Here is a 21,919-nt window from a genome sequence, read left to right on the forward strand (position 1 = left end):
GATCGTCGAGGCGATGCGATGAGCGTTCGGCTGGCCGACGTCATCGCGGTGCTCGACGAAGCGTATCCGCCCGCGCTGGCGCAGGATTGGGACTCGGTCGGACTGGTGTGCGGCGACCCGGACGAACTCGTGGAGTCGGTCACGATCACCGTGGACGCGACCGCCGCCGTCGTCGCCGACACCCCGGCGAGCAGCTTGCTGCTGGCCCACCACCCGCTGCTGCTGCGCGGAGTCGACACCGTCTCCGCCGACACCGCCAAGGGCGCGCTGCTGCACCGCTTGATCCGTTCGGGCAGCGCGCTGTTCACCGCGCACACCAACGCCGACGCCGCCGCACCCGGGGTGTCCGACGCGCTCGCCGACGCGCTGGGGCTGGTGGTCGAGGGCGTGCTGGATCGGGAGTCCGAAGGCCGACGCCTCGACAAGTGGGTCTTCTTCGTCCCGCGGGAGAACGCAGAGGCCCTGCGCGAGGCCGTCTTCGCCGCAGGGGCAGGCCGGATCGGCGACTACTCGCACTGCTGCTGGACCGTCGAGGGCACCGGCCAGTTCCTGCCGCACGACGGCGCGACACCGGCGATCGGCAGCGTCGGCTCGATCGAACGCGTCGCGGAGGACCGCATCGAGGTGATCGCCCCGGCCGGCGCACGCGCCGACGTCTTGGCGGCCATGCGCGCGGCCCACCCGTACGAGGAGCCCGCCTTCGACGTCATCGCGCTGGCGCCACTGCCGACCGGCACCGGCATCGGCAGGGTTTGCGCGCTACCGGAACCGCAACCGTTGTCCGCCTTCGTCGCCCACGCCGCCACGGCCCTGCCCAGCACGACGTGGGGCGTGCGCGCCGCAGGCGACCCGGACGCCTTGGTGTCGCGGGTGGCGGTGTGCGGCGGTGCGGGCGACTCACTGCTGGACGCCGCCGACGCGGCGGGCGTACAGGCGTACCTCACCGCAGACCTGCGGCACCACCCCGCCGACGAGTACCGGCGGGCGTCGGACGTCGCACTGATCGACGTCGCGCACTGGGCCAGCGAGCAGCCCTGGTGCGGGCAGGCGGCGGGCGTCCTCGAACGGCACTTCGGCACGGCACTTCCGGTACGGGTGAGTTCCATCCGCACCGACCCCTGGAACATCGGAGAACAATGAAGGCAGATGTCTGGCAACAACACTCACTGGTGGAGTTGACCGCACTCGACGCCGAGATCGGTCGGCTCGACCACCGAGCGAAGAACCTCGCCGAGGAGCAGGCGCTCGACGCCGTCGCCGCTGAGCATCAGGAGGCGAGCGACAAGCTCGCCGTCGTCGGGATCTCGCTGGAGGACCTCGACGGCGAAGTGGCCAAGTACGAGTCGGAGATCGCGTCGGTGCGCCAGCGCGAGGACCGGGATCGCTCGATGCTGCAGTCGGGCAACGTGAACTCCAAGCAGCTCACCGACCTCCAGCACGAACTCGAGACCCTGGAGCGTCGCCAGGCCAGCCTCGAGGACGACCAACTCGAGGTGATGGAGCGCCGCGAGCAGTTGCAGGAGGAGCAGGCCGCGCAGCAGCGCAAGGTCGACGAACTGCGCGAGGCGGTCGCCGCGGCGCGTGCGGCCCGCGACGAGGTGCTCGTCACGATCGACGCCGCGCGGCAGAAGGCGCTCGGACGGCGAGCCGAGATCACCGAGGGCATCGACGCGGCGCTGCTGGCGGCCTACGACCGTCAGCGGGCGAACGGTGGCGGCCCGGGAGCAGGCCTGCTGCAGGCGCGCCGGTGCGGTGCCTGCCGCATCGAGATCGACCGGGCGGACATGGCGCGCATGTCGGGCCTGCCCGAGGACGAGGTGCTCCGGTGCCCGGAGTGCAACGCAATCCTGCTGCGGCAACCGGGTTCGTTCACGTGAAGGTGGTCGTCGAGGCCGACGGGGGATCGCGGGGCAACCCCGGCCCGGCCGGCTACGGCGCCGTCGTGTGGTCCGAGGACCGCGCCGTCCTGCTCGCCGAGCGCAAGGAGTCCATCGGTACGGCCACCAACAACGTCGCCGAATACCGAGGGCTGATCGCGGGTCTCGAGGCGGCCGCCGACGTGGGGGCCACCGAGGTCGTCGTCGCGATGGACTCCAAGTTGGTCGTCGAGCAGATGACGGGCCGCTGGCGCGTCAAGCACGCCGACATGATCCCGCTCAACGAGAAGGCGCGTTCGCTCGCCGCGGAATTCGACCACGTGAGCTACGGGTGGATACCGCGGGAGAGGAACTCGCACGCCGATCGGCTGGCCAACGAGGCGATGGACGCCGCTGCGGACCAAACCGGTTCCGGCGCAACGGAGAACGAGAAGACGTCGACCGCGGTACGGACGTCACCCGCGGGGTGGACCGGCGCGCGTGGCGCGCCCACCCGCTTTCTGCTGCTGCGGCACGGGCAGACCGAACTGTCGGTGGAGCGCCGCTATTCGGGCAGGGGCAACCCTGCGCTGACCGAGCTGGGCCGGGCGCAGGCCGACGCGGCGGCGGCGTATCTCGCCGAGCGTGACGACATCGCCGCGGTGATCAGCTCACCGCTGCAGCGCGCCAGCGTCACGGCCGAGGCTGCAGCGAGCAGGCTCGGTCTCGACGTCACCATCGAGGCCGACCTGATCGAGACCGACTTCGGCGCCTGGGAGGGACTGACGTTCGGCGAGGCAGCCGACCGCGATCCCGAACTGCACCAGCGGTGGCTACGCGACACCAGCCTGGCGCCACCGGACGGAGAGAGCTTCGACGAGGTGGCGCACCGGGTGCGACGGGCACGCAACCGGCTCATCGCCGAATACGGCGACGCGACGGTGCTGATCGTCTCGCACGTGACGCCGATCAAGACGATCCTGCGGCTCGCCCTCGACGCGGGCAACGGCATCCTGTACCGGCTGCACCTCGACCTGGCGTCGCTGTCGATCGCCGAGTTCTACCCCGACGGCGCGTCATCGGTGCGCCTGGTGAATCAGACGTCGTACCTCTAGTCGGTCCGGACGTGCATCCGCTCACCGTGCGGACCGAACAGCGCGATGGCCTCCACCGGGCCGTCGACCACGCCGAACCAATGCGGTGTCCACGTCGAGAACTCAACGGCCTCACCGGGTTCGATGGTGAAGTCACGGTCGCCGAGCAGGAGTCGCAGCTTGCCGGAGAGTACGTAGAGCCACTCCTGGCCGTCGTGCACCGGTAGTTCGTCGGGCGGAGTGCGGCGCCGCGTGCTGACACGGATCTTGAACGCGTGCAGACCGCCGGCCGGGCCGCCCCTGGTGAGCGGCCAGTAGGTGACTCCGTGGGCGGTATGGGATGCACCGCGCACGCGCGGATCCTCGGCCTCGGGTGCGCGCATCAGTTCGTCGGTGGTCACCGACAGCGCGGAGGCCAGCCTGGGCAGGTGGTCCAGGGCGAGGCGGCGCTTGCCCGACTCGAGTCGGCTGAGCGTCGACACGTCGATGTCGGCGCGGGTGGCCACGTCCTCGAGGGTCAGTCCGTGCTGGGTGCGCAATTCGCGGAGTCGCCGCCGCACGCGTGCGTCGACGTCGTCGTGGTTTGCCTGCATGGCAAAACAGCTTGGCACTCAGGATCGCCGGGGGCAAGCTCGAGGACATGGAACGCGAATGGGATTGCATCGTCATCGGTGGAGGCGCCGCGGGTTTGAGCGCAGCGTTGGTACTGGGCCGCGCCCGGCGCCGCACGCTCGTCGTGGACGCCGGGAAGCCGAGCAACTCGGCGGCACACGGCATCGGAGGTCTGCTCGGCCACGACGGTCGTCCTCCCGCAGAGCTGTACGAGAAGGGCCGCGGCGAACTTGCCGCGTACCCGGACGTCGAGGTGCGCAGCGGTGAGGTCGTCCGAGGGGAGCGGGGCTTCGTCCTCGAACTCGCCGACGGCTCTATCGAGCGGTCCAAGACCGTCGTGCTGGCGACCGGCATGGACTACCGCATGCCGGACGTGCCCGGCATCGCCGAGGCCTGGGGACGGTCGGTCTTCCACTGCCCGTTCTGCCACGGCTGGGAGGCGCGTGACCAGCCGGTCGCCGTACTGGCCAGCGGCGCGCGCGCCGTGCACATGGCGCTCATGATCCGCAACTGGACCGACGACGTCGTGCTCCTCACCAACGCGGCCGACGACCTCGACGACGCGCAGCGCAAGCAGCTCGACGCTGTCGGTATCACCGTCGACCCGCGCGCCGTCGCACGGTTCGTGACGTCCGGCGGGGACCTGAGCGCAGTCGAGTTCGCCGACGGCACCGAGTTGCCAAGGCGCGCAGCGCTCGTCGCGACGACGCTGCACCAACGCTCGCCGCTGGCAGCACAACTCGGCGCTACCGCCGTCCCCAGCCCGCTGGCACCCGACGGTCTGTTCGTCGACCAGTTCCAGCGCACCTCGGTGCCGGGGCTGTTCGCCGCAGGCGACATCGGCGCTCAGATGCCACAGGTAGCCGCCGCGGTCGCGACGGGAAGCCTCGCGGGAGCATCGGTGGTGCAGACACTGCTCGGCGACGACGTCGGGCTGCCCGTGCCGCCGTGGCCGACCCAGGCACTGCCCGCCGACGAGTACTGGGAACGGCACTACGGTTCGCGCGATCGGATCTGGAGCGGCCGCGTCAACGCGAGGCTCGAGGAGGTCGCGCGTGACCTGACCCCGGGCAGCGCGCTCGACCTGGGCTGCGGTGAGGGCGGCGACGCCGTCTGGCTGGCCGAACACGGATGGCACGTCACCGCCGTGGACATCTCCGAGACGGCGATGGGCCGCGCCCGCGACGAGGCCACCGCGCGCGGCGTGGCCGACCGCATCGCGTTCGAGCGGCACGACCTGTCCGAGACGTTCCCCGAGGGCGACTACGACCTGGTCTCGGCGCAGTTCCTGCACTCGACTGTCCGTCTGGAACGCCCACGCATCCTGTCCGACGCCGCAGCAGCGGTCCGGCCGGGAGGTCACCTCGTGATCGTCGACCACGGGGGAATGCCGTCGTGGGCGACCGGAGTGCCGCACGACTTCCCGTTCCCCAGCATCGAGGAGGTGCTCGCAGGGCTGAACCTCCAGGATGACCAGTGGGAACGGGTCCGCGTCGAGGCGATCGAGCGCGACGTCAGCACGCCCGACGGGAAGCATGCGCGCATTGCGGACAACGTGATGGTGTTGCGGCGCAAGCCCTGACGACGGGCATGTCCTAACCTGGGCAGCATGGCTGACGAATCGTGGACGGTGCAGATCGGTGAGGTTCCGGATCCGGGCGACACGGGCGTGCCGCCCGTCCCGACCACCGTCTACGACGGCGACGAAGCGGGCGCTCGAGCGGCCTACGCGGAGCACACGTCGAAGGCCGAGGCCGAGAACTACCGCTACGTCATGCTGCGTCACCTCGGCGACGTCGAAGAACTCTGGGGAACGCCGCCGGCCGTCGCCTAGCGGCCCTCGTGCCCTAGAACGGCGGTGGCTCCGGTTCGACGGGGAACGTCTCTTCGTACGCGTAGTCCTCGTCGAAGCGGTGCAGTGGTTTCGGTGTCGTGCGGTGCGCGTGGTTGGCGCGACGTTCGGCGAGGATGTCGGCGCTGCGTTGATGGCTGCGGGTCCGGGTGCGGCGCGGCATCATCGCGGTCCGGTCGGCGCACCGGTCGTCATCGGTGCGCACCTGGGGCGCGACCGGGCCGGTGTGCTCGCACAGGCTGGGGAAGACCGTCCCGCTGCCGGGGCCGGTGGGGTAGCACTCCCCGGCCGGTGAGGTCCACAGCACGGTCCCGTCGGGGAGTTGTTCGTCGCGCCAGCCCCAGAACGTCTTGGCCATGTGGTGAAAACGGCAGAGACACTTGAGGTTCGACGCGTGCGTCGCTCCGCCGGCGGCGTAGGGGATGGTGTGGTCGAGGTCGCAGCCGAACGCTGGGCGGTCACAGCCGGGGAAGCGGCACGTCACGTCGCGACACCGGACGTAGTCGGCCAACGCCCGCGAGGGCCGGTATCCGCATTCGGCGGCTGCGGCGGCACCGGGGTGGCGAAGGGGCCGCAGGCGGGCGTCGCGGGCCAGTTCGGTGATCAGCTCCGCGGGGAGCAGGCCCTCGTACCCGTCGAGGATGCCCCCGGTGTCCGGGTCGCCGTCGAGGGTGGATTGCTGGGCGATGACGTGCACCACGACCGAACTGGCGACCCGGCCACCCGCCGGGCAGTCGTCGAGGTCGCAGTGGCATGACATGCGGTCGTGCTGGGCGGCCATCGCGCGGATCGCGTCGGCACGCAGCTGGGCCAGGGTGCGGGGGTCGTCGTCGCAGACGGTGTCGGCCAGGGCCATCAAGCGTTCGGTGAACGCGCGGGCGTCGGCGGCGAACACGATGGCCGTGATCTCGGTCAGGCCGCTGTCGACGTCGCCCCAGGTGACTTGGCGGTCGGCGAGGCGGTCGTTGCGGCGGCGTACCGCGTCGAGGTCGTGGCGGCCGACGATCGTGTCGATGCGGGTGGCGAGTTGGCTGCGGCTGAGCCCGCGCCAGCAGGGGGCGCGTTCGGCCAGTGACTGGTCGACCCGGGCCAGCACGGCCGGGTCGACGATGAGGCCGGTGCGAAAGACCGCCGCCCGGAACACCGCTTCGTCGACGTCGCCGGCGAGGAACCGGGCCCCCAGCGCGGGCAGTTGGTGGCGCAGGGCGTGGGCGTAGCGCACGTGCGATGCCGCGAGGTGGCGGTTGACGTTGAGGGCTGCGCTGATCTCCAGGGTTGCGGCGTCGGTGGCGTCGACCATCCACTGGTCGGTGTCACCGCCGTCCTGAGCGATCCGCAACTCGACGAATTGGCCGATCGCGTCGAGCCGTTGCGCGGCGGCGCAGGCCTCGGCGCGCGCTGCGGACCCCATGCGCTGCAGGAGCAGCACCCCGGGGTCCACCGCGTCGAACATGTGTTCGATTCTACGGCCGCCCACCGACAAGTCGATGGGCTCACGCCCGCGGACCGCGAGCGCAGCGATACGCGGTACGGTGAGCAGCGCGGACGAGTTGGCCGGGCGGCCGCGGACATCGGGTTCAACCGGTGTTCGAGGAAAGTCCGGACTTCACAGAGCAGGGTGATTGCCAACGGCAATCCGAGGTGACTCGCGGGAAAGTGCCACAGAAAACAGACCGCCACCCCCGCCTTCGGGCAGGGGAGGTAAGGGTGAAACGGTGCGGTAAGAGCGCACCAGCATTCCGGGTGACCGGAGTGGCTAGGCAAACCCCACCCGAAGCAAGGCCAAGAAGGCCGCAACCTGGTTGCGGCTGCGCAGGCGTCCGAGGGCTGCTCGCCCGAGCCTGCGGGTAGGCCGCTCGAGACACCCGGTGACGGTGTGTCCAGATGGATGGTCGCCGCCCCGCCACCAGTAATGTTGGCAGGGAACAGAATCCGGCTTACAGGCCAACTCGTTCCGCCCCGCGGGCACTACCCGTCGCCCGCGGCCTTCTTCAGCTTCTCCAGCGCATCCTCGATCTGGGCCTCGGCGTCGCGCGCCACCTCGGCCTCCTTGCCGAACAGCACGCCGTAGGTGAACGTGTCCTCGCCCGCAGCGTGTGCGACGACCGCCTCCTGCAGCAGATGCGTGCGGCTGACCACGCTGTCTTGATGGTCGCCGAGCAGCGACTGGATCGCCTTGGCCCGGTCGGCCACCTTGTCGTCACCCAGCGCCGCGGCGGTGTAGCGAAGTTGCTTGGCACGCTTGCGAATCTTGTGCAGGGCCTCGTCGCGCTCCTCGGGCGAGACGTCGGGATCCTTCGCCGCTGCCTTGGCCTTCTTCGCCGCCTTGCGCACGCTGCCGTAGGACGACTCGAGGCTGGGCGGTGCAGGCTCCGCACCCGGGGTGGCCGACGACGGCTCCGCGGCGACCAGCGCCTCGAGACCGTCGAGCAGACGGAAGTAGCGCTCCGAGCGCATCGCCGACAGCGAGCGCTTCCAGCCCGCCTGATAACGCCGCTTGCCGCCCTCGACGAGGCGTTCGCGCACCGGACCGCGCACCAACTCGTCGGGAAGCGCATCGATTGCCTTGTCGTACTTCTCGGCGAGGACCTCGGCGTCACGCGCCACGCCGAGGATCCCGGCCAGCTCCTTCAACTCGTTCAGCAGCCAGGAGTCGTCGGTGAGCCCGAACGACTCCTCCGATGCGCGCAGTAGGCTGCGGATCTTGCGGGTCACGACGCGCATCTGATGCACGGAGTCCCAGGCGTCGGCCCGAACGGCACGATCCCAGACGATGAGTTCGTCGACCAGTTCGGCGACGGCGCGGTGCACCGGATCGGGGTGCGGCTTCTCGAGCGGTGTCGGACTCGGTTCCTCGCCGCGCGCCTGATCCAGCACCTTGGCCAGTTTCGAACCGTGGCCTGCCGTCTCGGCGCCCGCGTCGAACAGCCTGTTCGCCAATCGCGTCAGCAGCGCCGCGCCCTCGTCGGGCTCGGTGTCGCCGATCAGTTCGAGTTCCCACTCCCGCCACGTCTGGCGGTCGTCGTTGGCGGGCGTCGAGGCGGTCACCTCGTCGTCGCAGAACTCGGCGACCGGGCTACCCGACGGCCCTATCAGCAGGTCGACGGTGCGAGTGGTCTCGATGCGTGCCACCGGGGCCAGCGGCCGATCCCGCACGATCGCGAGCACGACGTCGCGGAGGTCCTCCGGCACGCTCGTCGGATCGCCGTCGCCAAGGGGGAGCCGCACCTCGGTGCGGGAGTCCGGCCCGGCGGGCAGCTTCAGGTGCCACCCCTCATCGGGTCCACCCGTGCGCCGCCGCAACGTGATGCGGTGCGCGGCCAGATCGTGTGCCGGTGTGTCGAAGTACACCGCGTCCAGCGACTGCACCGGCGAACGCTCGACACGGCTGATCGACGACAGACCCTCGAACGAGGGTGACACGGCGCTCTCCGACGGCGCGAACTTGCGCTCGATCTCGGTGTGGCGGGAGGCCTTGGGCTTGTCGGAGGGCATCTTCACCTTCGGTGGGGAGGGATGGGGCTCGAAGTGTTGAACAGGGTGCCACATCCAGGTGAACGGACGGCCTCACCGCCGCAGCCATGGTCACCAGGCAGCGGCCCGCGCCGTTACAGATGGAGGGTCGGCCGTAAGACGCGTGCGATAACGTCTGCTGCCATGCCCGAATTCGAGACGCTGACGTTCACCCAAACCGGACCCGTGACCAGCATCGTGCTGAACCGGCCCGAGGCCGCCAACGGCATGAACGACACGCTGACACGCGAACTGGTTGTCGCCGCCGCACTGTGTGACACCGAGGCCACGAAGGTGGTCACGATCACGGGCGCGGGCCGATTCTTCTGCGCCGGTGGCGACCTCAAGGCGATGGCCGCCGCACCCGACGCCGGCACCTTCGTCAAGGGCATCGCCGACGACCTGCACCGCGCGTTGTCGACGTTCGCGCGCATGGACGCCGTGCTGATCACCGCCGTGAACGGGACGGCCGCCGGCGCAGGATTCAGCCTCGCCGTCACCGGTGACCTGGCGATCGCCGCCGAGTCCGCGAAGTTCACGATGGCCTACACGAAGGCGGGCCTGAGCCCCGACGGCAGCTCGTCGTACTACCTGCCGCGGCTGATCGGCATCCGCCGCACCCAGCAGCTCATGCTCACCAACCGCACGCTCACGGCCGCCGAAGCACTCGACTGGGGCCTGCTCAGCGAGGTCGTGCCCGACGCCGACCTCACCGCGCGCGCCGACGAGCTGGCGCAGCAGATGGCCGCTACCTCACGCACGTCCAACGGTGCGGTCAAGCGGCTGCTGCTCGACAGCTTCGGCAACGGCATCGAGGAGCAAATGGAACTCGAGGCTCGCTACATCGCCGGGTGCGCACGATCCGCCGACGGCCAGGAGGGCATCGCTGCGTTCCTCGGCAAGCGGGCGCCTGCCTTCGGCTAGAAGGAGTGCTCCTCGGCGGGGAAGGCGCCCGTCGCCACGTCCTGGGCGTATTCGGTTGCCGCCCGGCGTAGTTCGCCGCCGACGTCGCCGAACCGCTTGACGAACTTCGCGGTCTTGCCTGCCGTCATGCCTGCCATGTCCTGCCACACCAGCACCTGGGCGTCGCAGTTGGGGCCTGCGCCGATTCCGACGGTGGGGATGGTGAGCTTGCCGGTGATCTGGGTGGCCAACTCGGCAGGCACCATCTCGAGCACCACGGCGATCGCACCGGCCTCGGCGACCGCTATGGCGTCGTGAATGGTCTGCTCGGCACCGTCCCCGCGGCCCTGCACACGGAACCCGCCGAGACCGTTGACGCTCTGCGGGGTGAATCCGATGTGCGCGACGACCGGGATGCCGGCCTGGGTCAGCGTCGCGATCTGCTCGGCAACGCGCTCGCCGCCCTCCAGCTTGACCGCTGCGGCACCGGTCTCCTTGAGGAACCGGGTCGCGGTGGCCAGCGCCTGCTGCGGACCGGCTTCATAGCTGCCGAACGGCAGGTCGGCGACCACCAGTGCATGCGGTGCCCCGCGGACGACGCCGCGGACCAGCGGGATGAGTTCGTCGGCCGTGACCGGCACCGTGGTGTCGTAGCCGTACACCACGTTGGCGGCCGAATCGCCGACCAGCAGAACCGGGATCTCCGCGTCGTCGAACACCCGCGCGGTGGAGTAGTCGTAGGCCGTCAGCATGGCCCACTTGTGGCCCTCTGACTTCCACTTCAGGAGGTGGTGGGTCCGTACCTTGGCGCGCGGCTTGCGCTCTGCGACGGTCGAATCGTTGGCAGCACCGTAGACACTTTGCTCAGACATCGTCGTCCCTCGTGTGGTCTGGTCGTCCTCGAGGCCCATCCGGGTCCCCGGGTCGTCTGACCGTTCCAGTGTGACACCCACGTTGCCGAAGGTGAACGCCCAGTGAAGTGCATTTCCTCACACCCTGGCAGGCGTCCGGCCTAACATCGGCGGAATGCAACGGCTAAGCGGCCTCGACGCCAGCTTCCTCTACCTCGAATCCGCCGCATTGCCACTGCACGTGTGCTCGGTGCTGGAGATCGACCCGTCCACCATTCCCGGCGGCTACTCGTTCGACCGGTTGCGCGACGCGCTGGCGCTGCGGATCAAGGCGATGCCGGAGTTCCGGGAGAAGCTCGCCGACAACCGGCTCAACCTCGATCACCCGGTTCGCGTGGAGGACAAGGACTTCGACGTCGACCGGCACCTGCACCGCATCGGGCTGCCCGCCCCGGGTGGGCGTGCCGAACTGGCCGAGATCTGCGGGCACATCGCGTCGTTGACGCTCGATCGCAGCCGCCCGCTGTGGGAGATGTGGATCATCGAGAACCTCGCGAACACCACCGACGGCAACGAGGGCGGTCGCCTCGCGGTGCTGACCAAGGTGCACCACTCGGGCGTGGACGGCGTCACGGGGGCGAACTTGATGTCGCAGCTGTGCGCCACCGAACCCGATCCACCTGCCCCGGAACCGGTGGCCGGCGTCGGGCAGGCGTCCGATCTCGAGATCGCGATCGGCGGAGCCATCAGGTTCGCCACCCGCCCGCTGAAGCTGGTCAACGTGGTGCCGATGACGGTGAACACGGTGCTGGATACCGTCAAGCGCGCCCGCAACGGCCTCACCATGGCGGCCCCGTTCAACGCGCCCAAGACGCGGTTCAACGCCAACGTCACCGGGCGGCGCAACGTCGCCTTCGCGCAGCTCGACCTCGAGGACATCAAGCTCGTCAAGAACCACTTCGGCGTCAAGGTCAACGACGTGGTGATGGCTCTGGTGTCCGGCGTGCTGCGCCGCTTCCTGCTCGACAGCGGCGAGCTGCCGGACAGCTCGCTGGTGGCGATGGTGCCGGTCTCGGTACACGACAAGTCCGACCGGCCCGGCCGCAACCAGGTGTCGGGCATGTTCGCCAGCCTGGAGACCAACGTCGACGATCCCGTACAGCGCATCAAGGCCATCGCGGAAGCCAATTCGCTTGCCAAGGAACACAGTTCGGCGATCGGCGCCACCCTGCTGCAGGACTGGACGCAGTTCGCCGCGCCCGCGGTGTTCGGCATCGCCATGCGGGTGTATGCGCGCAGCAATCTGAGCGGTGCGCGGCCGGTGCACAACCTGGTGGTCTCCAACGTGCCCGGCCCCCAGGTGCCGCTGTACTTCCTGGGCGCCGAGGTCAAGGCGATGTATCCGCTGGGCCCGATCTTCCACGGCTCCGGACTGAACATCACCGTCATGTCGCTCAACGGCGGGTTGGACGTCGGGCTGATCTCCTGCCCGGATCTGCTGCCCGACCTGTGGGACATGGCCGACGACTTCCAGGTCGCGCTCGACGAGCTGGTGGCCGCGACCAAGTAGGCGCGCGGTAGCGCCCTCAGCAGCGGCGATGGCAGGTCATGGCAGCATGGGCAGCCATGAACCTCAAGAGCGGGGTCCTCGCGGCCGCCATGGTGATGATGGTGGTCGTCGGCTGCAGCAAAGTGGTCGACGGACGCGCGCTCGTCGGCGCCCCGCCGCCCGGCACGCCCGTGGACTGGGCGGAGTGCGACGCCGACGCATCCGGTGACCTCCCGCTTCCCTCCGGCGCCGAATGCGGGATGCTCTCGGTGCCCGTCGACTACGCCAAGCCCGACGGCGACGTCGCGCAACTCGCGCTCATCAGGTTCCCCGCGACCGGCCAGAAGATCGGCTCGCTGTTCGTCAACCCGGGCGGGCCCGGCGAGTCGGGCGTCGCGGCGGCGGCCTCGCTGGTGGGCACCATGCCCGAATCGGTGCGCGAGCGCTTCGACCTCGTCGGCTTCGACCCGCGTGGCGTCGGGCGTTCCACCCCGGCGGTCTGGTGCAACTCCGACGAGGACAACGACAGGCTGCGCGCCGACCCGCAGGTCGACTACTCGCCCGAAGGCGTCGAGCACATCGAGTCCGAGACCAAGGCCTTCGTGGAGCGGTGCGTCGACAAGATGGGGGAGGAGTTCCTCGCCAACGTCGGAACCGTCAGCGTCGCAAAGGATCTCGACGCCATGCGTGAGGCGATGGGCGACGAGAAGCTGACCTACCTCGGCTACTCCTACGGCACGCGCATCGGCGCCGCCTACGCCGAGGAGTTCCCGGACAAGGTGCGCGCGATGATCCTCGATGGCGCGGTCGACCCCAACGCCGACCCGCTCGAGGCCGACATCCGCCAGGCCGCCGCCTTCCAGACCGCGTTCAACGACTACGCAGCCGACTGCGCGAAGAACCCCAGCTGCCCCCTGGGCACCGACCCCGCCAAGGCGGTCGAGGTCTACAAGTCGATCGTCGATCCGCTGGTGGAGCAGCCTGCCGAGACCGACGACCCGCGCGGGCTCAGCTACGGCGACGCGATCATCGGCACCATCCTGCCGCTCTACTCGCCCAACCTGTGGCGCCACCTGACCCAGGCGCTGACCGAGCTGCGCGAGGGCAGGGGCGACACGATGCTCGCGCTCGCCGACCTGTACATGGGACGCGACCCCGAGGGGCACTACAACAACTCGACCGACGTGCGCGTCGCGGTCAACTGCGTCGACGAGCCGCCGATCACCGACCGCGCGAAGGTCATCGAGCAGGACCGCCGCGCCCGCGAGGTGGCGCCGTTCATGAGCTACGGCGAGTTCACCGGCAACGCCCCGCTCGGGACGTGCGCGTTCTGGCCGGTGCCGCCCACCTCGACACCGCACGAACTCTCGATCGAGGGCCTGCCGCCCACGTTGGTCGTGTCCACGACCAACGACCCGGCGACGCCGTACCAGGCCGGTGTCGACCTGGCCAAGCAACTCGGCGGAGCGTTGCTGACGTTCGACGGCACCCAGCACACCGTGGTGTTCCAGGGCGACCGCTGCGTCGACGACATCGCAGCGAAGTACCTCGTCGACGTCACCGTGCCGCCCCCGGGCGCCCGCTGCTAGGCAAAGTCACCACGCCGGCGAGCTTGCGAGCCGGCAAAGTCACCGAAGCATCACCGTCCGGTTGCCGACGCATCTCCTGTGGACCGTGGATGCGGTGTCGAAGGCCTGTGCGTGCGAACATGATCGCCATGTGGCGGGTGGGCAGGACGTTCTCGGCACCGCTCGCGCTCGTGGTCCTGCTGGGCCTGGCCGGGCCGGTGTCTGCGGTGGCGTCGGCTGCGCCCGAAGGTGAACCGCTGCAGGCCTACGGTCAGTCACCGGCATGGGGCAGCTGCACGCCGCTCGTCGGTGACGTCACGCGGATCCCCAACGCGCAGTGCGGCGTCGTGACCGTGCCCGTCGACTACGCCGACCCGGCAGGCCCGCAGGCCAACCTAGCCGTCATCCGCATCCCGGCAACCGGCCCCAACCGCATCGGCGTGCTGATGGTGAATCCCGGCGGACCGGGCGCGTCGGCGGTCGACACCGTCGCGGGCATGGGGGCCAGCCTCGCGGGGACCGAGATCAACCGGCGCTTCGACCTCGTCGGGTTCGACCCGCGCGGCGTCGGCCACTCGACGCCAGAGGTCCGCTGCCGCACCGACGCCGAGTTCGACGCCTACCGCCGCCAACCGATGGCCGACTACAGCCCCGCGGGCGTCGCGGCGATCGAGTCGATCTACGCCGGGCTCGCGCAGGGCTGCCTCGAGCGCACCGGCACGCCGTTCCTGGCCAACATCGGCACGGCATCCACGGCCCAGGACATGGACGTGGTGCGCGCCGCGCTCGGCGAAGCCCAGATCAACTACCTCGGCTTCTCCTACGGCACCGAGCTGGGCGCGAAGTACGCCGAGCGCTACCCCGACCGCGTGCGCGCCATGGTGCTCGACGGTGCGGTCGACCCGGGCTCGGACCCGATCGGCGAGAACATCCGGCAACTCGCCGGCTTCCAAACGGCTTTCGACGACTACGCCGCCGACTGCGCGCGCAGCACCGACTGCCCACTGGGTCAGGACCCGACCCAGTTCGTGGCGCGCTACCACCAGCTGGTCAACCCCCTGGTCGCGGGCCCGGCGGCCACGACCGACCCGCGTGGCCTGAGCTACCAGGACGCCATCACCGGCACCGTCAACGCCCTCTACACCGAGCGCTACTGGAAGTACCTGACCAGCGGGCTGCTCGGACTGGCCCGTGGCACCGACCCCGGCGACCTGCTCCTACTGGCCGACGACTACCAGCAGCGCGACCGCAACGGGCACTACTCAAACCAGCAGGACGCGTTCACCGCGATCCGCTGCGTCGACGCGCCGTACCCGACCGACCCCGCCGTGTGGGCCGACGCCGACCGCCGGGCGCGCGAGGCCGCGCCGTTCATGGCCTACGGGGAGTTCACCGGTCTCGCCCCCCGCGACATTTGCGCGCTGTGGCCCGTACCCCCCACGTCGCAGCCGCAGGACGCGGTCTCGCCCGGTCCCGGCAAGGTCGTCGTCGTGTCGACCACGCACGACCCCGCCACCCCGTATCAGGCGGGCGTGGACCTCGCCCGGCAGCTCGGCGGCTCCCTCATCTCGTTCGAGGGCACCCAGCACACCGTGGTGTTCAACGGCAGCCCGTGCGTCGACCCCGCGATCGTCAGCTTCCTCGTCGACTCCGTGCAGCCACCGGCGGGTCTTCGCTGCTGACCGTGCCGCGGTGTCGGAGAACACGAACCGCAGCCGCCGCGTAACACGGATTTAACAGCCGGTGCATACGCTTCCGGACATGGACCGGCAGAAGGAATTCGTGCTGCGCACGCTGGAGGAACGCGACATCCGGTTCGTCCGTCTCTGGTTCACCGACGTGCTCGGATACCTCAAGTCGGTCGCGATCGCGCCCGCCGAGCTGGAGGGCGCGTTCGAGGAGGGCATCGGCTTCGACGGCTCCTCCATCGAGGGCTTCGCCCGAGTCTCGGAAGCCGACATGGTGGCCCGGCCCGACCCGTCCACGTTCCAGGTCCTGCCGTGGACGACGAGCGGGGGCAAGCACCACTCGGCCCGCATGTTCTGCGACATCACCATGCCCGACGGTTCGCCGTCGTGGGCCGACTCGCGTCACGTGCTACGCCGTCAGCTCGCGCGCGCCAGCGACCTCGGCTTCTCCTGCTACGTGCACCCGGAGATCGAGTTCTTCCTCCTCAAGCCCGGCTCCGACGACGAGCCACCCGTGCCCGCCGACAACGGCGGCTACTTCGATCAGGCCGTGCACGATTCGGCGCCGAACTTCCGCAGGCACGCCATCGACGCGTTGGAGTCGATGGGCATCTCGGTCGAGTTCAGCCACCACGAGGGAGCGCCGGGCCAGCAGGAGATCGACCTGCGCTACGCCGACGCACTGTCGATGGCCGACAACGTGATGACGTTCCGCTACGTCGTCAAGGAGGTCGCGCTCGGAGAGGGCGTGCGGGCGTCGTTCATGCCCAAGCCGTTCGCCGAATATCCCGGCTCCGCGATGCACACGCACATGAGCCTGTTCGAGGGCGACACCAACGCCTTCCACAGCCCCGACGACCCGCTGCAGCTCTCGGACGTCGCGAAGTCCTTCATCGCGGGCATCCTCGAGCACGCCAGCGAGATCAGCGCCGTCACCAACCAGTGGGTGAACTCCTACAAGCGCCTCGTGCACGGCGGTGAGGCGCCGACGGCCGCGTCCTGGGGTGCGGCCAACCGGTCGGCTCTGGTGCGGGTCCCGATGTACACCCCGCGCAAGGCGTCCTCCCGTCGCATCGAGGTGCGCAGCCCCGACTCGGCATGCAACCCGTACCTCACGTTCGCCATCCTGCTCGCGGCCGGCCTGCGCGGCGTCGAGAAGAACTACCAGCTGGCACCGCAGGCCGAGGACAACGTCTGGACGCTGACGCCCGAGGAGCGGCGCGCCATGGGTTACAAGGAGCTGCCCGGCAGCCTCGGCGTCGCGCTCAGCGAGATGGAGAACTCCGAGCTGGTCGCGGAAGCGCTCGGGGAGCACGTCTTCGACTACTTCCTGCGCAACAAGCGCACCGAGTGGGAGAACTACCGCAGCCACGTCACTCCGTTCGAGCTCAAGACCTACCTGTCTCTCTAGCGCGTCTGCGTAACCGCGGGCGGTGGCCGCTGCGCTAAGTTCGGACCGTGGCCAAACCCGCGACGCAGCGACCCACGCTGCCCAGTGTCGGCAGGCTGGGCCTGGTCGCTCCCACCGCACGCGACGACCTCGACCGACTCGGCTGGAACACCGACGCCCACGTCGAACTGCTGTGGTCGCTGTCGCGCGCCCCCGAGGCCGACGAGGCCCTGCGCGCCATCGTGCGCCTCGCCGAGGCACTCGACGGCGATTGGGACGAGCTGAACCGCGCACTGCTCACCGACAAACCCCTGCGGGGGCGCCTGTTCGGGGTGCTTGGCTCCTCACTGGCCCTCGGCGACCACCTGGTGGCCCGGCCCCAGTCGTGGCATCTGCTGGCTGGCGACGTCGGGCTGCCGTCGGCAGAGCAGCTCGTCCGCGAGTTCGTCGACGCCGCCGAGAACGTCACCGGCCCGGCGGCGGTACCCGCACTGCGCTCGCTGTACCGCGACCGGCTGCTGATACTGGCCGCGCTGGACGTCGCCCCCACCGTCGAGAACGAACCCGTGCTGGCCTTCTCCACCGTCGGCAAGCACCTGTCCGACCTGGCTGACGCGGCACTGGCGTCGGCACTGGTCGTCGCCACCCGCACCGTCTGCGGACCCGACACCGACGTGCCGAAGCTCGCGGTGATCGCCATGGGCAAATGCGGTGCGCGCGAACTCAACTACGTCAGCGACGTCGACGTCATCTTCGTCACCGACGACGCCGCCCACTCCAGCATGGCGCTCAACACCCGCGTCGCAGGCGAACTGATGCGGTTCGCAGGCGACGCCTTCTTCGAGGTCGACGCCGCGCTGCGGCCGGAGGGCAAACAGGGCCAACTCGTCCGCACCCTCGAGTCGCACGTCGCCTACTACGAGCGCTGGGCCAAGACCTGGGAGTTTCAGGCCCTGCTCAAGGCCCGCCCCGCTGCCGGTGACGCCGACCTCGGCGCCCAGTACGTCGACGCGCTGATGCCGATGGTGTGGACCGCCTGCGAGCGACCGGACTTCGTCCCCGACGTCCAAGCCATGCGCCGCCGCGTCGAGGAACTCGTCCCCGCCGGGGTGCGCGACCGCGAACTCAAGCTCGGTACCGGCGGGCTGCGCGACGTCGAATTCGCCGTGCAGCTACTACAACTCGTTCACGGCCGCACCGACGACGCACTGCACGTCTCCTCGACCGTCGACGCGCTGGCAGCACTCGGCGAGGGCGGCTACGTCGGACGTGACGACGCGGCCAACCTCACCGCGTCCTACGAGTTCCTCCGGCTGCTCGAACACCGGCTGCAGCTGCAGCGGCTCAAGCGCACCCACATGCTGCCCGAACCCGACGACGAGGAGGCCATGCGCTGGCTGGCGCGCGCCGCCCACGTGCGGCCCGACGGTCAGCACGACGCGGTCGGCGTCCTGCGCGAGGAGCTGAAGCGGCAGAGCATGCGCGTCTCCCGGCTGCACGCCAAGCTGTTCTACCAGCCGCTGCTCGAGTCGGTCGGTTCCCCGACGGTGGAACTCAGCGCGAGCCTGAGCGCCCAGGCCGCCGAAAGACAGCTTGCCGCACTGGGTTACGAGGGACCGCAGAGCGCGTTGACCCACCTGGCCGCGCTGACCAGCCACGGCGGCAGACGCGGACGCGTGCAGCAGGTGCTGCTGCCCACCCTGCTCGACTGGCTGTCCGACACCCCCGACCCGGACGCCGGCCTGCTGGCCTACCGCCGCATCAGCGAGGAACTCGCCGACGAGCGTTGGTATCTCGCGGCGCTGCGCGACGAGGGCGCCGTGGCCAAGCGGCTCATGCGGGTGCTCGGCACGTCGGCGTACGTGCCCGATCTGCTGCTGCGGGCCCCGGAGGTGATTCGGCAGTACGCCGACGGGCCCAACGGCGCCAAACTCCTCGAAGTCGAACCCGACGGCTTCGCCCGGTCGCTGGTCGCCTCGTCCGGGCGGCACGCCGATCCGGTGCGTGCGATCGCCGCGGCACGGACCCTGCGCCGCCGGGAGCTGGCCCGCATCGCCTCCGCCGACCTGCTCGGGCTGCTCGAGGTCACCGAGGTGTGCAAGGGGCTGACGTCGGTGTGGGTGGCCGTGCTGCAGGCCGCGCTCGACGCGGTGACCCGCGCCAGTACGCCCGCGGGCGGGCCACCCGCGGTGATCGCGGTCATCGGCATGGGGCGCCTCGGCGGCAAGGAACTCGGTTACGGGTCGGACGCGGACGTGATGTTCGTGTGCGAACCCGTCGGCGGCGCAGAGGAATCCGTCGCCGTGAAGTGGGCCACCTCGATCGCCGAGCAGGTACGCGCCAGGCTCGGCACGCCCAGCGGTGACCCGCCCCTGGAGGTCGACGCCAACCTGCGGCCCGAGGGGCGCAGCGGCCCGCTGGTCCGCACGCTCGCGTCCTACCGCGCCTACTACGCCCAGTGGGTGCAGACGTGGGAGGTGCAGGCGCTACTGCGCGCGCACTGCGTCGCCGGCGACGAGGATCTGGGGCAGCGGTTCCTGCTGATGATCGACGACATCAGGTACCCGCCCGACGGCGTGTCCGCGTCGGCCGTGCAGGAGATCAGGCGCATCAAGGCACGCGTCGACGCCGAGCGACTGCCCCGCGGCGCCGACCCGAACACCCACACCAAGCTCGGTCGCGGCGGGCTCGCGGACATCGAGTGGACGGTGCAGCTGCTGCAGTTGCGCCACGCGCATCGGATCCCCGCGCTGCACAACACCTCGACGCTCGAGACCCTCAACGCCATCGGTGCGGCCGAACTCATCGCCGAAGGCGACGTCGACCTGCTGCGACAGGCGTGGCTGACGGCGACCAAGGCCCGCAACGCGCTGGTGCTCGTCAAGGGCAAGCCGACCGACCAACTCCCTGGGCCCGGCCGTCAGCTCAATGCCGTGGCGCAGGCCGCGGGGTGGGCCAACGGCGACGGTAGTGAATTCCTGGACAACTACCTACGGGTGACGCGCCGCGCGAAGACCGTGGTGCGCAGAATCTTCGGAGAATAGATGGCGATGCAGGACTTCCCGTTCGACGTGATCACCGCCGACGAGTACGACCGGCTGCGCGCCGCCTACGAGCCGCTCACCGAATCGATGCGCAGGCTCGTCGCTGCGGGCATCCGCACCGGGGTGGACGTGGACGAGATCCGGCAGGCGCAGGCGGCCATCGACCTGGCGACCGAGGTGCTCGAACGGACGCAGCGCGACACCACGTCGACGCTCCGGCACGCAGGAACCGGGCGGCCGCTGGCGTGGGCGAATCCGGCCGTCGGACTGCGCAATGCGATCGCCCCGCCGATGGACATCCGGCACGAATCCGACGGCACCTGCTGGGCGGAGTTCACGCTCGGCCCCGCCTACGAGGGCCCGCCCGGCCTGGTGCACGGCGGCATCTGCGCCCTGGTGCTCGACCACATCCTCGGCGAGGCGGCCAGCGACGGGCTCACCAAGCCACTGTTCACCGGGACGATCACGCTGAAGTACATGCGCGGGACCCCGCTGGGCCCGGTGCGGGCGGAGGCGTTCATCGAGCGCACCGAGGGCATCAAGACCTACGCACGCGGGTATCTCGGTGACGCGCAGGGCCACACCGTGGAGGCTGACGGGGTGTTCATTCGCCCGGCGTGGGCGCGGGATCCCGGCGGGCAGGAGCGCAGCGACTCGGGGATTAGGGACAGCGCGTGAGGTTCTACGTCAGCACGGCGTTCCTCGACATCAAGGAGGTCGTCGAAGTGGCCAAGGCCGCAGACGATCTCGGGTACGAGGGCATGGGCATCCCGGATCACGTGATCAACCTCGAGACCCTCGAGACGCCCTACCCGTACACGAAGGACGGCTCCCGTCGCTGGGAGGCGTTCACGCACTGGCCCGACCCGTGGGTGATGATCGGCGCGATCGCGCTGGCGACGAGCAGGCTGAAGTTCGTCACGACCGTCTACCTGCCCGCGATGCGCGACCCGTACTCGGCGGCCAAGGCCATCGGCACGGCTGCCTGCCTGGCCGAGGGGCGGCTGGAACTCGGCATCGGCGTCGGCTGGTGCGAGGAGGAGTTCACCCTGATGGGCCAGCGGTTCGACCGCCGCGGCAAGCGCACCGACGAGATGCTCGAACTCATGCGGGCGCTGTGGCAGCCGGGGTGGACCGAGTTCGACGGCGAGTTCTACACCACGCCGCGGCTGGAGATGGAACCCACGCCACCACACATTCCGATCTACGTCGGCGGGCTGTCGAACGTCGCGCTGCGCCGAGCTGCCCGCAACGACGGCTGGATCGGCGACCTGATCACCACCGAGCAGGCCATCGCCTCGGTCGATCGGATCCGCGCCCTGCGTGCCGAAAGCGGCTTGGGCATGGACGACTTCACGGTCATCACGCCGCTGACCGACGCCTTCACCCCTGAGCACTACGCCCGGGCGGAGGCCGCGGGCATCGACGGCATCATCACGATGCCGTGGATGTTCTACAGCGGACCGACGGCGTCGCTGAGCGAGAAGATCGACGGCATGAAGCGGTTCCGCAAGGACCTCGGCCTCGACGCCTAGCGCGTGGCCGCGGTGCGTCGTCTACCGGCGAGCACGGTGTCGAGTGCGTATGCGCCGCCGCCGGCGAAGACCAGCAGGAAGAAGCCGAAGCAGAACAGCACCGGGGTCTCGCCGCCGTTCTGCAGCGGGTGCAGGCCGTCCGGTTGGTGCCGCCAGAAGTAGGCGACGGCCATCGTGCCCGAGGCGATGAACGCCGCGATCCGGGTGAACAGGCCCGTCATGATGAGCAGTCCCGCAACGACTTCGATCACACCGGCCCACCACGCCGGCCAGGCGCCGAAGGGCACTGGCCCGTTGCCCGTGTCCACCGGCCAGGCGAGCAGCTTCGCCCCGCCGTGCACCAGGAACAGCAGGCCGAGCACGACGCGGAACAGGCTCAGCACGGCAGGGAACAACGAGTTCAGGCGCAGCTCAAGGGATTGCGGCATGACGCCAACCGTACCGATTCGGCGGTTCGCCGTGGG

The 21,919-nt window shown here is 70.0% G+C and carries 18 protein-coding genes and 1 other RNA gene; 14 read left to right on the top strand and 5 right to left on the bottom strand.

What is annotated here, in order from left to right; translation table 11 throughout:
- Nucleotides 1-18: 18 nt before the first annotated feature.
- From G6N61_RS01875 to G6N61_RS01885, 3 genes are read left to right on the top strand one after another with little or no spacing between them, the layout of a single operon-like run.
- Nucleotides 19-1,140 (top strand): Nif3-like dinuclear metal center hexameric protein, encoded by a 1,122-nt coding sequence (locus G6N61_RS01875; protein ID WP_163916783.1) that lies wholly within the window; start codon nt 19-21, stop codon nt 1,138-1,140.
- The gene (locus G6N61_RS01880; protein WP_163916785.1) at nt 1,137-1,877 is read left to right on the top strand and encodes a zinc ribbon domain-containing protein; all 741 of its coding nucleotides are present in this window, start codon (nt 1,137-1,139) and stop codon (nt 1,875-1,877) included. The genes G6N61_RS01875 and G6N61_RS01880 overlap by 4 nt, the downstream gene beginning before the upstream one ends.
- The gene (locus G6N61_RS01885) at nt 1,874-2,971 is read left to right on the top strand and encodes a bifunctional RNase H/acid phosphatase (protein ID WP_163924537.1); all 1,098 of its coding nucleotides are present in this window, start codon (nt 1,874-1,876) and stop codon (nt 2,969-2,971) included. Before G6N61_RS01880 ends, G6N61_RS01885 begins: the two co-directional genes overlap by 4 nt.
- On the opposite strand, the gene G6N61_RS01890 is transcribed toward G6N61_RS01885, so the two are convergent.
- Nucleotides 2,968-3,543: a type II toxin-antitoxin system RelB family anti-toxin gene (locus G6N61_RS01890; RefSeq protein ID WP_163916787.1), complete on the bottom strand. Its 576-nt coding sequence runs from the start codon at nt 3,541-3,543 to the stop codon at nt 2,968-2,970. The two genes, G6N61_RS01885 and G6N61_RS01890, sit on opposite strands and share 4 nt — an antisense overlap.
- A gap of 11 nt (nt 3,544-3,554) precedes the next feature.
- On the opposite strand from G6N61_RS01890, the gene G6N61_RS31215 reads away from it, so the two are divergent.
- Both G6N61_RS31215 and G6N61_RS01900 read left to right on the top strand, forming a co-directional pair.
- Nucleotides 3,555-5,144, top strand: a complete 1,590-nt coding sequence (locus tag G6N61_RS31215; RefSeq protein ID WP_308215029.1) for a bifunctional NAD(P)/FAD-dependent oxidoreductase/class I SAM-dependent methyltransferase — start codon at nt 3,555-3,557, stop codon at nt 5,142-5,144.
- Nucleotides 5,145-5,171: 27 nt separating this feature from the next.
- On the top strand, nt 5,172-5,396 hold the full coding sequence (locus G6N61_RS01900; protein WP_163916789.1) for a hypothetical protein: 225 nt from the start codon (nt 5,172-5,174) through the stop codon (nt 5,394-5,396).
- A gap of 13 nt (nt 5,397-5,409) precedes the next feature.
- Here G6N61_RS01900 and G6N61_RS01905 read toward each other — a convergent pair whose 3' ends face one another.
- Nucleotides 5,410-6,867, bottom strand: coding sequence for an HNH endonuclease signature motif containing protein (locus G6N61_RS01905; RefSeq protein WP_163916791.1), 1,458 nt, complete (start codon nt 6,865-6,867; stop codon nt 5,410-5,412).
- 93 nt (nt 6,868-6,960) lie between these two features.
- Between G6N61_RS01905 and rnpB the strand changes: the two genes are divergently transcribed.
- Nucleotides 6,961-7,370, top strand: an RNA gene (rnpB, locus tag G6N61_RS01910) — RNase P RNA component class A.
- A 12-nt stretch (nt 7,371-7,382) separates the two neighbouring features.
- Here rnpB and G6N61_RS01915 read toward each other — a convergent pair.
- A complete protein-coding gene (locus G6N61_RS01915; protein ID WP_163916793.1) occupies nt 7,383-8,909 on the bottom strand; it encodes a CYTH and CHAD domain-containing protein in 1,527 nt (508 codons plus the stop codon).
- A gap of 162 nt (nt 8,910-9,071) precedes the next feature.
- Here G6N61_RS01915 and G6N61_RS01920 point away from each other — a divergent pair, with 162 nt between their 5' ends.
- On the top strand, nt 9,072-9,851 hold the full coding sequence (locus G6N61_RS01920) for an enoyl-CoA hydratase/isomerase family protein (RefSeq protein WP_163916795.1): 780 nt from the start codon (nt 9,072-9,074) through the stop codon (nt 9,849-9,851).
- Here G6N61_RS01920 and panB read toward each other — a convergent pair.
- Nucleotides 9,848-10,702, bottom strand: coding sequence for a 3-methyl-2-oxobutanoate hydroxymethyltransferase (panB, locus tag G6N61_RS01925; RefSeq protein ID WP_163916797.1), 855 nt, complete (start codon nt 10,700-10,702; stop codon nt 9,848-9,850). The two genes, G6N61_RS01920 and panB, sit on opposite strands and share 4 nt — an antisense overlap.
- A gap of 154 nt (nt 10,703-10,856) precedes the next feature.
- Here panB and G6N61_RS01930 point away from each other — a divergent pair, with 154 nt between their 5' ends.
- The 7 genes from G6N61_RS01930 (at nt 10,857) to G6N61_RS01960 (ending at nt 21,455) form a co-directional block, all read left to right on the top strand.
- Nucleotides 10,857-12,251 (top strand): WS/DGAT/MGAT family O-acyltransferase, encoded by a 1,395-nt coding sequence (locus G6N61_RS01930; RefSeq protein ID WP_163916800.1) that lies wholly within the window; start codon nt 10,857-10,859, stop codon nt 12,249-12,251.
- 56 nt (nt 12,252-12,307) lie between these two features.
- On the top strand, nt 12,308-13,819 hold the full coding sequence (locus G6N61_RS01935; protein WP_179973551.1) for an alpha/beta hydrolase: 1,512 nt from the start codon (nt 12,308-12,310) through the stop codon (nt 13,817-13,819).
- 119 nt (nt 13,820-13,938) lie between these two features.
- Complete coding sequence (locus tag G6N61_RS01940; protein WP_163916804.1) at nt 13,939-15,480, top strand: alpha/beta hydrolase; 1,542 nt, start codon at nt 13,939-13,941, stop codon at nt 15,478-15,480.
- A gap of 79 nt (nt 15,481-15,559) precedes the next feature.
- Nucleotides 15,560-16,897: a glutamine synthetase family protein gene (locus G6N61_RS01945; protein ID WP_163916807.1), complete on the top strand. Its 1,338-nt coding sequence runs from the start codon at nt 15,560-15,562 to the stop codon at nt 16,895-16,897.
- Between the two features lie 47 nt (nt 16,898-16,944).
- Entirely contained in the window at nt 16,945-19,920 is a 2,976-nt protein-coding gene (locus G6N61_RS01950; RefSeq protein WP_163916809.1) for a bifunctional [glutamine synthetase] adenylyltransferase/[glutamine synthetase]-adenylyl-L-tyrosine phosphorylase, read from the top strand.
- The gene (locus G6N61_RS01955) at nt 19,921-20,598 is read left to right on the top strand and encodes a PaaI family thioesterase (protein WP_163916812.1); all 678 of its coding nucleotides are present in this window, start codon (nt 19,921-19,923) and stop codon (nt 20,596-20,598) included. It begins immediately after the preceding gene.
- Nucleotides 20,595-21,455 carry a TIGR03619 family F420-dependent LLM class oxidoreductase gene (locus G6N61_RS01960; protein WP_163916814.1) on the top strand — a complete coding sequence of 287 codons (861 nt, stop codon included), beginning with the start codon at nt 20,595-20,597 and terminating at the stop codon, nt 21,453-21,455. The genes G6N61_RS01955 and G6N61_RS01960 overlap by 4 nt, the downstream gene beginning before the upstream one ends.
- Here the strand turns inward: G6N61_RS01960 and G6N61_RS01965 are convergent.
- A complete protein-coding gene (locus G6N61_RS01965) occupies nt 21,452-21,883 on the bottom strand; it encodes a DoxX family protein (RefSeq protein ID WP_163916816.1) in 432 nt (143 codons plus the stop codon). The two genes, G6N61_RS01960 and G6N61_RS01965, sit on opposite strands and share 4 nt — an antisense overlap.
- Nucleotides 21,884-21,919: the final 36 nt, after the last annotated feature.

This window comes from Mycolicibacterium arabiense (genome assembly GCF_010731815.2).
Lineage (GTDB): Bacteria > Actinomycetota > Actinomycetes > Mycobacteriales > Mycobacteriaceae > Mycobacterium > Mycobacterium arabiense.